The 15,976-nt window shown below is 64.2% G+C and carries 13 protein-coding genes and 1 riboswitch; of the genes, 3 read left to right on the top strand and 10 right to left on the bottom strand.

Annotated elements, in window-relative coordinates; all coding sequences use genetic code 11:
• Nucleotides 1–84 precede the first annotated feature (84 nt).
• From glyA to ABCW42_RS04435, 5 genes are all read right to left on the bottom strand, one after another.
• On the bottom strand, nt 85–1,404 hold the full coding sequence (gene glyA, locus ABCW42_RS04455; protein WP_423183722.1) for a serine hydroxymethyltransferase: 1,320 nt from the start codon (nt 1,402–1,404) through the stop codon (nt 85–87).
• A complete protein-coding gene (gene gcvH, locus ABCW42_RS04450; protein ID WP_133203234.1) occupies nt 1,401–1,784 on the bottom strand; it encodes a glycine cleavage system protein GcvH in 384 nt (127 codons plus the stop codon). Before gcvH ends, glyA begins: the two co-directional genes overlap by 4 nt.
• 133 nt (nt 1,785–1,917) lie before the next feature.
• Nucleotides 1,918–3,060 carry a glycine cleavage system aminomethyltransferase GcvT gene (gene gcvT / locus ABCW42_RS04445; protein WP_423183721.1) on the bottom strand — a complete coding sequence of 381 codons (1,143 nt, stop codon included), beginning with the start codon at nt 3,058–3,060 and terminating at the stop codon, nt 1,918–1,920.
• A gap of 11 nt (nt 3,061–3,071) precedes the next feature.
• On the bottom strand, nt 3,072–5,924 hold the full coding sequence (gcvP, locus tag ABCW42_RS04440; protein WP_423183720.1) for an aminomethyl-transferring glycine dehydrogenase: 2,853 nt from the start codon (nt 5,922–5,924) through the stop codon (nt 3,072–3,074).
• 190 nt (nt 5,925–6,114) lie between these two features.
• A riboswitch (glycine riboswitch) is annotated at nt 6,115–6,212 on the bottom strand.
• 140 nt (nt 6,213–6,352) lie between these two features.
• Nucleotides 6,353–6,901: a TetR/AcrR family transcriptional regulator gene (locus tag ABCW42_RS04435; protein ID WP_423183719.1), complete on the bottom strand. Its 549-nt coding sequence runs from the start codon at nt 6,899–6,901 to the stop codon at nt 6,353–6,355.
• Between the two features lie 68 nt (nt 6,902–6,969).
• Between ABCW42_RS04435 and ABCW42_RS04430 the strand changes: the two genes are divergently transcribed.
• Complete coding sequence (locus ABCW42_RS04430) at nt 6,970–8,514, top strand: MFS transporter (protein WP_423183718.1); 1,545 nt, start codon at nt 6,970–6,972, stop codon at nt 8,512–8,514.
• Nucleotides 8,515–8,649: 135 nt separating this feature from the next.
• Nucleotides 8,650–11,463: a PEP/pyruvate-binding domain-containing protein gene (locus ABCW42_RS04425; protein WP_423183717.1), complete on the top strand. Its 2,814-nt coding sequence runs from the start codon at nt 8,650–8,652 to the stop codon at nt 11,461–11,463.
• Nucleotides 11,464–11,472: 9 nt separating this feature from the next.
• Here the strand turns inward: ABCW42_RS04425 and ABCW42_RS04420 are convergent, their stop codons facing one another.
• Nucleotides 11,473–12,291 (bottom strand): sigma-70 family RNA polymerase sigma factor, encoded by an 819-nt coding sequence (locus ABCW42_RS04420; protein ID WP_423183716.1) that lies wholly within the window; start codon nt 12,289–12,291, stop codon nt 11,473–11,475.
• Between the two features lie 270 nt (nt 12,292–12,561).
• Between ABCW42_RS04420 and ABCW42_RS04415 the strand changes: the two genes are divergently transcribed.
• Nucleotides 12,562–13,077, top strand: coding sequence for a hypothetical protein (locus ABCW42_RS04415; RefSeq protein ID WP_423183715.1), 516 nt, complete (start codon nt 12,562–12,564; stop codon nt 13,075–13,077).
• 52 nt (nt 13,078–13,129) lie between these two features.
• Here ABCW42_RS04415 and ABCW42_RS04410 read toward each other — a convergent pair whose 3' ends face one another.
• From ABCW42_RS04410 to csrA, 4 genes are all read right to left on the bottom strand, one after another.
• Nucleotides 13,130–14,071: a hypothetical protein gene (locus ABCW42_RS04410; protein WP_423183714.1), complete on the bottom strand. Its 942-nt coding sequence runs from the start codon at nt 14,069–14,071 to the stop codon at nt 13,130–13,132.
• Nucleotides 14,068–14,721: a DUF6318 family protein gene (locus ABCW42_RS04405; RefSeq protein WP_423183713.1), complete on the bottom strand. Its 654-nt coding sequence runs from the start codon at nt 14,719–14,721 to the stop codon at nt 14,068–14,070. The genes ABCW42_RS04410 and ABCW42_RS04405 overlap by 4 nt, the downstream gene beginning before the upstream one ends.
• A 60-nt stretch (nt 14,722–14,781) precedes the next feature.
• Nucleotides 14,782–15,411: a DUF6318 family protein gene (locus ABCW42_RS04400; RefSeq protein ID WP_423183712.1), complete on the bottom strand. Its 630-nt coding sequence runs from the start codon at nt 15,409–15,411 to the stop codon at nt 14,782–14,784.
• 260 nt (nt 15,412–15,671) lie between these two features.
• Entirely contained in the window at nt 15,672–15,974 is a 303-nt protein-coding gene (gene csrA / locus ABCW42_RS04395) for a carbon storage regulator CsrA (RefSeq protein WP_423183711.1), read from the bottom strand.
• Nucleotides 15,975–15,976 lie beyond the last annotated feature (2 nt).

The raw sequence follows: 15,976 nt of genomic DNA, 5'->3' as shown, positions 1-15,976 counted from the left end.
CGTCCAAGAGAGCGTCACGTCCGCCCAGCGGGCGTCTTCGCGACCGAGCACGCGGAGGATGTCGGCCCCAACGGGCCACCAAGATCAGCCCAGGTTTGCTACGCCCGGGTAGAGCGGGTGCGCGGCGGCGAGGGCCTCCACGCGGTGACGCAGACCGGAAAGGTCGGCACCGGCGTCGGCGATCAACGCCTCGGCGATGATGTCGGCGACTTCGCGGAACGCGGCTTCGCTGAAGCCGCGCGTCGCCAGGGCCGGCGTGCCGATCCGCAGGCCGGAGGTGACCATCGGCGGGCGCGGGTCGAACGGCACGGCGTTGCGGTTGACGGTGATGTCGATCGCGGCGAGGCGGTCTTCGGCCTGCTGCCCGTCAAGCTCGCAGTTGCGCAGGTCCACGAGCACCAGGTGCACGTCGGTACCGCCCGAAACAACCGAGATCCCCTTGGCCACGACGTCGTCCTGGACCAGGCGCTCAGCCAGGATCCGGGCGCCGGCGAGGACGCGCTGCTGGCGCTCCTTGAACTCTTCCGAAGCCGCGATCTTGAAGGCCACGGCCTTCCCGGCGATCACGTGCTCGAGCGGGCCGCCCTGCTGTCCCGGGAACACGGCGGAGTTGATCTTCTTGGCGATCTCGGCGTCGTTGGACAGGATGATGCCGCCGCGCGGACCCGCGAGGGTCTTGTGCGTCGTGGAGGTGGTCACGTGCGCGTGCGGGACCGGCGAGGGGTGCAGCCCCGCGGCAACCAAGCCGGCGAAGTGGGCCATGTCCACCATCAGGTAGGCGCCCACGAGGTCCGCGATGCGGCGGAACTCGGCGAAGTCCAGCTGGCGGGAGTACGCGGACCAGCCGGCAACGATCAGCGCGGGCTTGTGCTCCAGGGCAAGGGCTTCAACCTCGGCCATGTCCACGGTGTGGCTGTCCTCGCGGACCCCGTACGGGACCACGTTGTAGAGCTTGCCGGAGAAGTTGATCCGCATGCCGTGCGTCAAGTGCCCGCCGTGCGCGAGGTTCAGGCCCATGATCGTGTCGCCGGGCTTGATGAGCGCGTGCATCACGGAAGCGTTCGCCTGGGCGCCCGAGTGGGGCTGGACGTTCGCATACTCCGCACCGAACAAGGCCTTGACGCGGTCGATGGCCAGCTGCTCGATCACGTCAACGTGCTCGCAGCCGCCGTAGTAGCGCTTGCCCGGGTAGCCTTCGGCGTACTTGTTGGTCAGGACGGAACCCTGCGCCTGCATGACAGCCACGGCAGTGTGGTTCTCGGAGGCGATCATTTCCAGTCCGCCGCGCTGGCGGCCGAGTTCGTCGTCGATCTTTGCCGCGATCTCCGGGTCCAGCTCGGAGATCTGCGCGTCCAGCGACGGCGAGACGACCTGCTCGAACGCGGTTCCCGTTGCGGCGCTCACAGTTCGCCACCGTTCTTGGAAGCGTATTCCTCCGCGGAGAGCAGCGGGCCGTCCGACTCAGCGGCGACCTTGAACAGCCAGCCAGCGCCGTAGGGGTCGTTGTTGATGAGGGCGGGGTCGTCGACGACGGCGGAGTTCACTTCGGTGACTTCGCCGGTGACCGGGGAGTACAGGTCCGAGACGGACTTGGTGGATTCGACTTCGCCACAGGTTTCCCCTGCGGTGACGGCGGCGCCTACCTCGGGCAAGTCGACGTACACGATGTCGCCCAGGGCATCGGTGGCGATGGCCGAGATGCCGATGGACACGAGGTTCCCGTCTTCGCGGGAGACCCACTCGTGTTCGTCGGAGTACTGCAGTTCAGGTGCAACTTTTGCCATGCGCTTTTCCTTTACGTTTGAAACTCTTTGGTCTGATGGAGTTTGTGTACAGATCATGCCCCCTGAAAGCGTTCTTAAGGGGTGTGACCTGTACACAAACTCCAGTGGGTGCTCTGTTGCTTAGCGCAGCTGCTTAGCGCTTGTAGAAGGGCAGGGCGACGACTTCGAAGGGTTCGGCCTTTCCGCGCAGGTCGATGTCCAGGGCGGTGCCAGGTTCGGAGTGTTCGACGTCGACATACGCCAACGCGACCGGGTAACCGAGCGTCGGGCTCGGCTGGCCGGAGGTCACCTCGCCGACGACGACGCCGTCCTTCAGCACCGGGTAGTGGCTGCGGCCGGCGCGGCGGCCGAGGCCCTTGAGGCCAACGAGCTTGCGGCCCGTGCTAGTTCCGGCGCCTTCGGCTTTCAGGGTTTCCAGGGCGGCGCGGCCCACGAAATCGCTTTCCTTGGCGAGCGAAACCACCGGGCCGAGACCCGCGGCGAAGGGGTTGCCTTCGCGGGAGAGTTCGTTGCCGTAGAGCGGCATGCCGGCTTCCAGGCGCAGCGAGTCGCGGCAGGCCAGGCCCGCCGGGATGAGTTCGCCGTCTTCGGCCACGGCCGTGATGGCTTCCCACAGGGCTGCGGCGGAGTCGTTGTCAACGAAGATCTCGAAGCCGTCCTCGCCGGTGTACCCGGTGCGGGCGAGCAGGAGCTCGGTGGTGGACCCGCCGAAGAGGAAGGGCACCTCGACCGCGGCGTAGTACCTCAGCCCGGTCACGAGCTCGTGCTGCGCGGCCGGGACCAAGCGGAGCAGGATCGCCTCGGCTTTGGGGCCCTGCACGGCGATCAGCGAGGTTGCCGCGGAGGCGTCCTCCACGACGACGTCGAAACCGGCGGCACGCTCGGCCAGGGCCGCGGCGACCACTTTGGCGTTGCCCGCGTTCGGGACCACGAGGAACCTATCGCTGCCTTCCTCCGGGGACGGGCGGCGGTACGTGATCAGGTCATCGATGATGCCGCCGTCTTCTTGGCAGATCAGCGAGTACTTGGCCTTGCCCACGGCCATCGCGGAGATCTTGCCCACGAGCGCGTAGTCCAGGAAGGCTGCGGCGGCAGGGCCGGTCACCCAGACTTCGCCCATGTGGGAGAGGTCGAACAGGCCGGCAGCGTTGCGCACGGCGTGGTGCTCGGCCAGTTCCGAGGAGTACTTCAAGGGCATCTGCCAGCCACCGAAATCGGTGAAGGAAGCGCCGAGCTTCTTGTGCTCTTCATAGAGCGCGGTGTAGTTCTCAGACATATCGGGATCCTTTAGTTTTCAAACTCGGAAAGCGGCGGGCAGGAGCAGACCAGGTTCCGGTCCCCGGCCGCGCCGTCGATGCGGCCGACGGGCGGGAAGTACTTGTCCTGGGCGAGGTGGTGGACCGGGAACGCGGCCTGCTCGCGCGGGTACGCACGGTCCCAGGAGGAGCTCACGACGGCGGCAGCCGTGTGGGGTGCGTGGCGCAGCGGGGACTCCTCCACGGTGAAGTCACCGTTGGCGACCTGCTCGATTTCCTTGCGGATGGTGATCATGGCCTCGATGAAGCGGTCGATCTCGCCCAGGTCCTCGGACTCGGTCGGTTCCACCATCAGGGTGCCGGCGACCGGGAACGCGAGGGTCGGGGCGTGGAAACCGAAGTCGATGAGGCGCTTGGCCACGTCCTCCGCGGTGACCCCGGTCCGGGCGGTGAGTTCGCGCAAGTCCAGGATGCACTCGTGGGCCACGAGGCCGCCCTCGCCCGTGTACAGGACCGGGAAGTGCTCGTTCAGGCGGGACGCGACATAGTTCGCAGCCAGCAGCGCCGACTTGGTGGCCTCGGTCAGGCCTTCCCCGCCCATGAGCTTCACGTAGGCCCAGGAGATCGGCAGCACACCGGCTGAACCGAAGCGGGAGGCCGAGATGGCCACGCCGTGCCCGTCCTCGTGTGCTGCCTTGTTCGCGTCGCCGGGCATGAACGGTGCCAGGTGGGCCTTGGCCGCGACCGGGCCCACGCCGGGTCCGCCGCCGCCGTGCGGGATGCAGAAGGTCTTGTGCAGGTTCAGGTGCGAAACGTCCCCGCCGAACTTGCCCGGCTGCGCCAGGCCCACGAGGGCGTTCAGGTTCGCGCCGTCAACATACACCTGTCCGCCGGCCGCGTGGACCGAGTCGCAGATTTCCCGCACGTCGGCGTCGTAGACACCGTGCGTGGACGGGTAGGTGATCATGATGCAGGACAAGGCTTCCTTGTTGGCCTCTATCTTGGCCTGCAGGTCCGTGTGGTCGATCGTGCCATCGGCTGCCGTGGCCACGACGACCACCTTCATGCCGGCCAGCACCGCCGACGCCGCGTTCGTGCCGTGGGCAGAGGCCGGAATCAGGCAGACATTGCGCTGCTCATCGCCCCGGGACAAATGGTAGCCGCGGATCGCCAGCAGGCCGGCCAGCTCGCCCTGCGAACCGGCGTTGGGCTGGATCGAGACCTGGTCGTACCCGGTGATCGTGGTCAGGTCGGCTTCCAAGTCAGCGATCAGTTCGCGCCAGCCCACGGTCTGCGAATCCGGAGCGAAGGGGTGGATCGAGGCGAACTCCGGCCAGGAAATGGCTTCCATCTCCGCGGTGGCGTTCAGCTTCATGGTGCACGAGCCCAGCGGGATCATGGTGCGGTCCAGCGCGAGGTCGCGGTCCGAGAGCTTGCGGATGTAGCGCAGCAACTGGGTTTCGGAACGGTGGGTGTTGAACACCGGGTGCTGCAAGTAATCCGAGGTACGTCCGACGGCCGAATCCAGGGAGAAACCTTCGCCCGATTCGGCGAGCGTGGCACCGAAGACGGCTGCGACGTCGGCGAGTACTGCCGCCGTCGTCGTCTCGTCTACCGAGATGCCGACCGTGTCGGCGTCGATGCCGCGCAGGTTGATTCCCTTGGCTTCCGCGGCGGCGACGACGTCGGCCGCCTTGCCGGGGACGCGGACGGTGACGGTGTCGAAGAAGCTGCCGTGCAGGACCTCAAGGCCGGCCGCCGCCAGCGACGCCGCCAGGGTGCGGGCGTGCTTGTGGGCGGTTTCGGCGATTGCCTTCAGCCCGTCGGGGCCGTGGTAGACGGCGTACATCGAGGACACGATCGCCAGCAGCGCCTGCGCGGTGCAGATGTTCGAGGTGGCCTTCTCGCGGCGGATGTGCTGCTCGCGGGTCTGGAGCGCGAGGCGGTAGGCGGGAGTTCCGGCGTCGTCCTTGGACACGCCCACCAGGCGGCCCGGCATCGACCGCTCCAAGCCCTTCTGCACGGCCATGTAGGCCGCGTGCGGGCCACCGAAGAACAGCGGCACGCCAAAACGCTGGGTGGAGCCGACAGCGATGTCCGCGCCCTGCTCGCCCGGAGGCGTGATCAACGTCAGCGCGAGAAGGTCAGCGGCAACCGTGACCAGGGCACCGCGCTCCTTCGCGGCCGCGATCACGGCAGAATGGTCGAACACCCTGCCCGAAACACCAGGCTGCTGCAGCACGATACCGTTGATGTCGCCGTCGGGAAGCCCGGCCGAAAGGTCAGCGATCTCGACCTCGAAGCCCAGCGCCTCGGCACGGCCCTTCACTATCGCGATGGTCTGCGGCAAGCAATCAGCGTCAAGGACAGTCTTGCCATCGTGGGCCGTCTTGTTCTTGTTGGCCCGGCGCATCATGAGCACGGCCTCGGCAACGGCGGTGGCTTCATCCAGCAGGGACGCGTTCGCGATCGGCAGGCCAACCAGGTCCTGGACCATCGTCTGGAAGTTCAGCAGGGCTTCGAGGCGGCCCTGGGAAATCTCCGGCTGGTACGGCGTGTAAGCGGTGTACCAGGCCGGGGACTCAAGAATGTTCCGCCGGATCACCGCGGGCGTCACGGTGTCGTAGTAGCCCTGCCCGATCATCTGGACCGCGGTCTTGTTCTTGGACGCCAGCTTGCGCAGTTCGGCGAGGACCTCAACCTCGCTCAACGCGTTCTGGAGAGTCAGTGCGACGTCCTGGCGGATGTCATTGGGAACCGCGGTATCAACGAGCGAATCGACGCTGTCATAACCGACAGCCTTGAGCATGATGTCAATATCGGCCTGGCGGCGGGCGCCGATATGCCGGTCAACAAACGTTGCGGAGGTGGAACTAACCGTCACGAAGGAACTCCATTACTAAGGCGGCGCAAAGTACGCCACAGCTATCAGGGTTCCTCCCCGCTCTGTATTGGACCTGAGAGTTTCCGCAGGCTTTATTGCCCGCTTGCACCGTCGGTGAGCACGGCACATCCTGTTCGTGGTTCCGGGAAGTTCCGGGACCACGGGACGGCTTGCTGCTTTCCAGAGTTGCCTTGCCGCGGCGGTGCATTGGCCTGAGAGATTCCTGGGGAGGGTTTGCTCCTACGGCGCCTGCATCACTTGCTTGCAGGACTCTCCCGCCGCAGTTCAAAGGCGTATTCAGTTGTGTGAGTCAGATTGCGCGAGCCGGTGACAGCTCTCACAAGGGACAATTCTCCTATGTCCGGGGCCGCTCCGCAAATGGGGTCGCCAATTGGGTAGGGCGCCGGCTGTTTCAGCTGCGCAGGTGTTCAGTTGCGAAGGCGTTCGACGGCGGCAAGCAGCGCTGCGACGTCGGCGCTCCTCTCGTCGGCCTTGCTTTCTCCGCCGGCGGCCCCGCCTTCCAGCATCGCGTTGAAATACAGCCCATCGCCCATATACCGAACGGCACGCGCCATCTCCGGTCCTACTTCTTCGGCGAGCAGGTCGAGCCACTGCTGCTGGATCCCGGCAAAGCGCCTACGTGTTTCCTCGTGGGCGACTTCCACAAGCCGGGCAGCGGCCACAAAAACCCTGTCCAAGGGAGAGTTCGCCCACAGGGACGATTTGATGAAGAAAGCCGCGGGCCCTTCGGGCGCGGCCTTCATTTCCGCGAGGTCCTTCGCGGCCAAGGTATCCATGCGCTCCAGGAGGGCCGCGATCAGCGCTTCCTTGTTAGGGAAATGGTAAAGGAGGCCCCCTTTGGACACCCCCGCTTGCTTGGCAACGGCGTCCAGCGTTGCCGCCCGCTCCCCCACGTCGATCAACAAGGCTTCATAGGCGTCCAGGACAGCGGCCCGCGCAACAGGTTTTCGAGGCATGGTGTCCATCTTTCCCTAGGTCCCGAGGTCGATTGAAACTATACCGTCCGGACGGTACAGTTATTTCCATGTTCAGCCCGTCCACAACCCAGCTCCCCCGCATTCCCTCCGCGTCCAACACTGCGCCGTGGCGCGATTGGGCGGCCCTGGCCCTCTTGATGTTTCCCGTACTGCTGGTCGCGGTGGACAACACCGCACTGACCTTCGCCTTGCCGGAAATCGCCAGGAAGCTCGACGTCGGGGGCGTCCAGTTGCTGTGGATCGTGGACTCGTACGCGCTCGTGCTGGCCGCATTGCTGGTCTCCATGGGGAACCTCGGCGACCGGATTGGCCGCCGTCGACTGCTATTGATCGGCAGCACGGGCTTCGCCGCCGTCTCTGCGGCCTCGGCGTTCGCGCCATCTCCCGAATGGCTCATTGCCGGCCGTGCGGGATTGGGCATTTTCGGTGCCATGCTCATGCCGTCAACGCTGTCCCTGATCCGCAACATCTTCCCGGATCCCAACCGGCGTCGGCTTGCTGTCGCGATTTGGGCTGCCGGCTTCTCGGGTGGGGCGGCACTCGGCCCGATCTTCGGTGGCTGGCTCGTTGAGCACTTTTGGTGGGGAGCAGTGTTCCTCGTGGCCGTGCCACTCCTGCTGCCTTTGCTTGCCTTTGGCCCGTTCCTCATCCCCGAATCCAAGGACAGCAATCCAGGCAAGGCCGATGTCCCAAGCGTCGCTTTGTCCATCCTGGCCATGGCGCCCGTTGTCTACGGCATCAAGGAAGCCGCCGTGCACGGTTTCGGTCCCGGCCCTGCGGCGTTCATCGTGTTCGGCCTGGCCATGGGAGTCGTCTTTGTCCGCCGGCAGCGCTCCCTGGTTTCGCCCATGTTGGACGTGCGGCTCTTCAGGAACAAGGTCTTCAGCACGGCGATTACGGCCAACATCTTGTCCTTGTTCTCCATGACGGGCTTCATATACTTCTTCGCGCAACACTTGCAGCTCGTGGAAGGACAGACTCCCATGGAAGCCGGAATCGCGATGGTCCCCGCGCTGCTCGCGACGATCCTCGCCGGACTCGTGGTGGTCCCCGTGGTCAAGAAGATCCGGCCGGGACTGGTAGTCGCCGCCGGCCTGACCCTGAACGCGGTGGGCTACCTCGTGGCGGCCGCGGGGAACCATGGCCAAGGACCCGGATACCTATTGACCGCGCTCTTGCTGCTCGCGGTGGGAGTCGGCTCGTCCGAGACCATTTCCAACGACCTCATTCTCGGCGCCGTGCCCGCGGACAAGGCCGGTGCGGCCTCAGCGATCTCCGAGACCGGCTACGAACTGGGGTCCCTCCTCGGGACGGCGGTTCTTGGCTCGATCCTCACAGCGTCCTACCAGCAGCACCTCCTGCTGCCTGCAGGCCTGTCCGGACACCCGGCCGAACGTTCCCGCGAAACGCTTGCCGGAGCAATGGATACCGCCGCGACGCTCCCCCAGCCGATGGCCGAAGCCCTGACCGCCGCGGCGCGTTCCGCCTTTGAATCCGGCGTGCACATCACCGCGGCGATCGGGCTGGTACTGATGGCAGGAGCGGCGGTCCTCGCCGCCGTCGTACTCCGCCGGATACCGGCGGCGAAGTAGCCGCTCAATTGCCGGCTGGACAATCGCCGGCAGGCTCATGGCGAAGGGCTTCGCCAGCTCCGCGACGAAGTCAATCGGCTGGCGCCTTTCGCTCAGGAGATGCCCGGCGTAGCGTGTGAGGCGGCACCGGCCCACATGAGCACAGGAAACTGGATCGAGGGAGCATCGGCGATGGTTTTCACGCAACGGTTTGAGGAGATCGACGGCGGAGACGTCGCCAGCGCGGGCGGCAAGGGTGCGAACCTGGGCGAGCTGGCCCGCGCCGGGTTCCCCGTCCCGCCGGGCTTCGTCATCCTCACGAACGCCTACAGGGCGTTCCTGGATTCCAACGGGTTGACGGCCCGCGTCGCGGAACTGGCCGGGGGAGGATCCTCCGACGACGCCGAACGGGAGATCCGCGCCCTGTTCCGTTCCGGCGTCGTTCCTGAAGGGATCTCGCAAGAGATCAATACAGCGCTGCTCAGCCTGGGCGCCGGCCCCGAGGCAACCTTCGCCGTGCGGTCATCTGCCACGGCCGAAGACCTGGCCGACGCAAGTTTCGCGGGCCAGCAGGATACCTACCTGAATATCCGCCCCGCCGGCCTCGAAGACGCCATCAAGGATTGTTGGGCCTCCCTATGGACAGCGCGGGCCATGGATTACAGGGCGCGCCGGGCAATAGATACAGAGGGGTTGAGCCTCGCCGTGGTGATCCAGGTGATGGTCGAGTCCGAGGTTTCCGGTGTCATGTTCACGGCCAATCCGCGCACCGGGCGCCGCGAGGAAATCATAGTGAGCGCCGCGTGGGGGCTCGGGGAATCCGTGGTCAGCGGCGCTGTCAGCACTGACGACTACGTAGTGGACAAGTCGTCGGCGAAGGCGAAATCGAGGTTCATCGCCGACAAGGACGTGATGACCGTCTATGCCACCGGCGCGCCGGACAGCACTCCCGGCGGCACGGCCGAACGTCCTGTTCCGGATGCGCAACGCCGGCGCGCCGCCCTCGACGACGAACAACTTACCCAACTAACCGCATTGGGCAAAGAGATCGAAGACCATTTCGGGGCTCCCCAGGACATCGAATGGGCTTTGGCCTCGGGACATGTCCACGTTGTCCAATCCCGGCCGATCACGGCCCTGCCCGAACCCACCGGCGATGCCCCCACGGACTGGACCGTGCCCTACCCGGATGGGCTGTATTTCCGGGCCAGTATCGTCGAACAATTGCCGGACCCGCTCTCCACCCTGTTCGCCGACATGATTGACGGCTCGGTCTCGAAGTCGATCACCAAACTCCTCGGGGAGGCCTTCAAGGGCAACGCCGTTCGGGAAGGCGACGTGGCGCTGCCCACCATCAACGGCTACGCCTATTACTACTATCGGAACTCCGGCATGTGGCGGGTCATGGCCAAGTTCCCCGGCGCCATGGTTTCCCTCGCCCGCGGCAAGGCACACATGGGCGTCCAAGGATGGCGGGAATATTCCCACCCCCTCTACGCGAAACTCGTCCAGGACTGGTCAGCGAAGCAACTCAGTGAGCTCTCGAACGCTGAACTGTTCGACGGCGTCTCGCAACTACTCGACGGCGGTACCGTCTACTACACAGCGGTGCAGTCCGTCATTCCGCTCGCGGCGACAAGCGAGATCGTCTTCGGGCGGTACTACGAAACCTTCGTGCGCCGTGCCGGGGACCCGCCTGCCCTGACCTTCCTCCTGGGATTCGACAGCGAGCCGATCCGCGCCGAAAAATCGCTATACGACCTCGCGACGTGGACCAGGAAACACCCCGGACTTGCCGGCGCGATCACTTCGGCTCCGATCCAGGCCATCGCCCGAGCGCTCACGCACACTGGCGAGGGATCCGACGTCGGGCTTCCCGGCGCGGATCCTGAACTGTGGCAGGAATGGTCCGCAAAATTCCGCACCCACCTCGACCGCTACGGCCACGCCGTCTTCAACCTGGACTTCCTCAACCCCGTCCCGGCAGACGACCCCTCTCCCCTGCTCAGTACCTTGAAGTTCTACCTGCGCGGCCAAGGGAACAATCCGCACGAACGGCAGGAAAAAGCGAAGAACCGGCGCGAGGAACAGACACGCATCGTGCGGCGCAGGCTCGATCCCGCCCGCCGCGCCGCCTTCGACCGCCTTTTAGGCTGGGCCCAAGCCACCGTCCCGGTCCGGGAAGACGCCCTTGCCGACATCGGCCTCGCATGGCCGCTCCTTCGCCGCATGCTGCTGGAATTGGGCAGGCGGCTGACAGAGGCCGGAGTGATCGCGGCGCCCGACGACGTCTTCTGGCTTCGCACCCAGGAAGTCACCGCTGCAGGCACTTCCCCCGCTGGTTCCCTCGCCGGCTCTCTCACCGGCTCTGTCACCGACTCTCTCACCGACGCCGTGGAGCAACGAAAAATGGCGTGGCGGGGACAACGCAAGGCAAACCCGCCCCAGCTATTGCCCGAGATCACGTGGGCGAACCGGGCATTCGGCAGCATGATGCCCGCGAACTCGCGCGAGCAGTCGGGAGACACGATCACAGGCGTCGGCGCGAGTGGCGGCCGGGTTACGGCCCCCGCCCGGGTCCTCGGCGGACCGGCCGACTTCGACCGGATGGAACCCGGCGACGTCCTTGTGGCGCGCATGACGACGCCGGCCTGGACATCGCTGTTCGCCATGGCTTCCGCTGTGGTCACCGACGTCGGCGGGCCGCTGAGCCACAGTTCGATCGTCGCTCGCGAATACGGCATTCCGGCCGTCTTGGGCACCGCCGTCGCAACAAGCCGCATCGAAAGCGGACAGCTGATCCGGGTCGACGGCGACGCAGGCACCGTCACGCTCAAGACCGACGCGCAGGAGCTTCCGGAAGCGCCGTCGGCCCGACCATCGAAGGCCAGGACCGCCGTCGGGATCGCGATGGGGGCCGCGCTCGCCGCCGGCGGTGTCGCCGTCGTCCGTCGCCTGAGGCGCCGGTAAGTATCTTTTCTAGACCGCCCGGTTAAGGGCTGGATCATGGGCCGCGAATCCGCGCGTGATGCCGCCCAACGTCGCGGTGGCGAGTGTCGAGAGGTAGTCATGCCGGCGTCGGGCTGTGATGCGGGATTGCGGCTCGAAGCCCTGCCCGGGATCGTCCGCGTAGTGCATGGCGAGTCCGTCACGCATGAGTCGGATGCCCTCGGCGCGTTGCTGGGACACCGCGGCGTGGGTGGAACCGAGCTCTTCCGCGAGTTCCTTGACGGTCCGGCCGTCGAAGTAGATTTGTTCGACGACGTAGCGCATCTTCTCGGGCAGGGCTGCGACTGCGGCGCGGAGGTACTTGATGCGCTCGTCGGCAAGGACAGAGTGCTCCGGCGAGACGGTTTCCGCGGCGACGGTATCAACCACGACGTCGTCGAGCGGAGTGAGCGTGCGTGCGGCGTCCGCCAAGGCGGCTTCCACGACACTGCGCTCGACGCCCAGCGCCGACGCCGTCTCGGACACCGTGGGCGTACGGCCCAAGACGCCGGCGAGCGTTTCCTGGACGGACATGGTTTCCTTGATGCGCTTGCGGGCTGAACGCGTGGCCCAGTCGCTCGAACGCATCTCGTCCGCGAAGGCTCCGACGATCCGGCGACGCGCGAAGGCGCCGAAGGGGACTCCGAGATCCGGGTCGAAGGAATCAGCCGACGTAATGAGCGCCACGGAACCTACCGACGCGAAATCGTCGCGTGACAAATGTGACGCCCGCGCGCAAAGCTCGGACACCAAGTAGCCAACGAGCGGCAAGTGCTGCAGCACCAGCTCGTTGCGTTCTTCGCGATTCAAATTTAGTCCCCCCATGAGACCTGATTATTGAGTGCATATCCTGTTTCCAGGGCCTTCGCTGCAAGCTGCAGAGACCGTTCAGCTTGCCAAAAGTTGCCTGTAACAGACGTGTATTGAGTGAACATACCACTTGGTAGCTAACAATCCGTGTACGCTCAAGCAAAAGATCGAAAAACGGGCCGCGGAATCATTTTCGGAGGTCCAACCGGGGATTGGGGAACCGTGGGGGCGGACGAGTTATCGGCAACGCTGTGGCGAGAGCGGAAACAGTTGGAACTGTTGTTGTTCCGGCTCGAATCGCAGTTGCTGCATGTGCGGACCGGCAATTGGCAGTGGCTGAAGTTTACGGCCGCCGACGTTGAGAGCGTCCTAGAAAACCTTCGGTTCGATACCCTTGCCCGGAACATCGAATCTTCGGCCGTAGCCGTCGAATGGAGGCTCCCCGCAAGCTCCACACTTCCGATGATCATCTCGGCGGCATCGTCCGGCCTCTGGGAAGACCTGCTCCGGCAGCACCATGAAGCCTTGGTCGAACTGGTCAAGCGTGTTGAGGTTACGGCCGCCGCCAACATCGAAGCGTTGACCGTGGGCCAACAAAGGACCGGCGAACCGTTGCCTAAAGGGGCGATTACCGGTGACGGTGTGGCAGTGGCCGTCCCGCCGCACGACCCCTCGACCGAGGACGACGTAATGTTCTTGGCGGGGAGCGCAAACATCGAACGTGCCTTGGCTGCGACGCGGGATTGCTCGTTGCCGCTCCTCGAAGAGTTCTTGGGGCTGGGTTAGGGCTGGTTGGCGGGGTCTTTGGGTTTCGGCTTGGCGTGGTGGTTCGTGGGTCCTATTTTGAGGGCACGCCTGGGCAGCCTTCGCCCTGGGGGTTCTGGAGGCAGTTATCGGCATAGTTGCGCGTGACCGAGCGCCACACGCTCACAGTCTGCGCCGGGGACGCGAACTCCCCCGTGCCCGGGATCGGCAAATCCGGGCCATCATTCACCGAATACGTGCCACGAAACGTCGTCGAGACCGACACCTGGAAATCACCCGTCTGCTTATACACGTGACTCGTGCGCGTCTGCTCACCCCACTGCTCCTCCGGCAACGGGCCACCGGCAAAGATCGTCGGCCCCAAACCACTGCCGTCCCCATAGCTGTAGGTGTACTCGGCCGGGGTCGCCACCACCCGGACTTTCTGCCCGAGGATCACCACATCGAAGCGCTGCTCCGCCGCATCGGCAAACACATTCGTCTCGGCTCCCCTGAGTGTGTGCGGACTCGGCTGGATCCCCAGAACCGCCGGCGTGATCGGAAGCGTCCGGAAATCCGACACGATCCTCCCGGCGATCCTGGCCAACAGATCCTCCGGCTTTTGGTCGTACAAGCACGACGGACCATCACTGGGTGACTTCCAATCAGACCAGGTCGGATTCTCCAGCGCCCGCGGAGCGACCTTCCAGATCACCGCCGTCCCGGGTTTCCCGCCCGGCTCACGCGCCGGACACTGCAACTGACCCGGAAGACACTTCTTATCAAAATTCTCCCCGACCTGACACTGCAAAACCGGCTTGTACTGGTTGGGGTCGTCACTGACCACGCCGGGGCCGGATCGGACAAGTCCACCCGATTCCCCATCACGAATATAGACAAGCGGTTTTACGCCCGTATTACTCCACCGAGCTTCACCATTTTCGGTGGCAGCCAACGCGGGCGGTCCACAAAGGCTCGTCAAAAGGAAAATAACTCCAACCCGGGAAAAGCGCGAGAGCCAACGTTCCTTGCTCATGCCAGCGGATTAACTGAGTCAAGCATCCATGAACCGTCAATAAACCGTAAGAAGGCGACGTTCGCCGTGTTAGTCTCGTCGCCTGGCGGTCGGTATTCAATCCCTCCAGGCCCCCAATAGCGAATCTCACTCTGGATGACTTGAACAATCACGGGGATCCTACCGTCATTATGCGGAGTGAAGTTTGACTCGAAAGTCGGAGTCGAAAATGACCCACCACTGAGCCAACGATCCCCGGTATACGCATTGGGGACGACCTTCTTCACCCCCTCGCACATCTCACAATTCGGTCCTGTCAGCTTCGTTAGCGGCCCAATGTCACCGGTTTCATATGCGTAGCCCATCACTTGAAACCAATAGGCCGTGAACGCTTCGGCGCCTTCCTTGCTGTTCGCTTTCGCGGCTTCCGGCAGCGCCGGAACTGGCACGTTCTCAGCTCTACCTGTAGAAGACGCGGGTTTGTAGACAGGAGTCAAGGTCGGCGTAGGAGTTGGCGTTACAGTGGCACTGACCGAAGCACTCGGCGAAACAGATTCGCGCCCGTCAAGTTGCGCCCCTGAGGCACATCCAGCTAGGACTGCCGTCACTGTTGCAACGACAGCACCAAGCGACAGCCGGGAACGTAAAGAACTGGACATCAGCAAAGACATGATTTTTATTTCCCCCAATATTTTCCAAATGCGAACTACTTGAAAAGTCCAGACGATGATCTACCGAATCAGGCCAAGATCTTTAACTTTCCACGATCCTGATTCGAATGAAGCAATCATCACTGATTCGGATTTAGACGACACAGTTATCGGCTGGCTCGCGCTTCCATCTGCTTCGAAGTAATCGATCTTCTCTTGGACGACTTGGATTATCACCTGCTGCGTCGGAGCCTCCGGTTTGTATTTTGATTCGATTGAGGGAGTCAGGATTTTGCCACCGACAAGCCAACGGCCGTTGGAATAGGCGGAATCCAGTCCTTCCTTCAGACGAGTACAGAACTTGCAGCTCGGGGACGTGTTGGCCGACCAGGCGGTTACATCCCCGGTCTCGTAGGCGTACGAAAGCGTCTGGAACCAATACCGAGCGAATGCCTCGACGCCGTCTTCATTATTTGCATTGGCCTCCTCCGGCAGCATCGGAATCCGGACATTTTGGGCTTTTCCCGTGGCGTCGGCGAGCTTGTAGACCGCTGTCGCAGTCGGCGCCGGGGTGGCCGTGACGCTGACGGAAGGCTCGTCTGATGCTCCCGGTGGACCGCCCGGAGCACAGCCAGTAAGAACAAAAATCACACTGACGACGGCAGCAAAAAAGAACCGGGCGCGAAAAGAAATGGACGTGCGTGAAGTCATGGCGTGCTATCCCCCAATAGTTGTGTGCCTGAGCATCAGGGTAGCTGAAGTACCCGCAAAGCGTCGAAAAGTTATCCACAAGCCAGGTTTCCCGAGGACCCATGTCTCTCCAAACCTGAGCGGGCGTCAGGGAAAAAACCCGCCGGACCTGAGCGGGCGTCAGGGAAAAACACGCGTTATGTGAGCGAGCGTCAAGAAAAGACCCATCAGATGTGAGCGGGCGTCGGGAAAAGCGCGGTGATGCGTGAGCAGGCGTGAGGTTAGGGGCGGTTTTCCGGTGCCGGGTTTCTTGGTGCGCCTGCGGCTTCTTGACCGGCGGCTTTGGTTCCGGGCGCTGCCGGGGGGCGGAGGCCTGCGAGGAGTTCTTCGGCTTCGGGGCCGGCTTGGGCTGCCGCGAGGTTGGCGGCGGCGATCGCTTCGATCACTTCGCGACGCTGGATGGACACCCCTCGGGGGGCTTCGATTCCGATGCGCACGCCGTCGCCACGGCCTTCCATGACGGTGATAACGATGTCGTCACCGATCATGATTTGTTCGCCCGGCTTGCGTGTCAGTACCAGCATGC

The organism is Arthrobacter sp. NyZ413 (assembly GCF_049390645.1).
Classification (GTDB): Bacteria; Actinomycetota; Actinomycetes; order Actinomycetales; family Micrococcaceae; genus Arthrobacter.
This window is presented reverse-complemented; position numbering and strand designations above follow the sequence as displayed.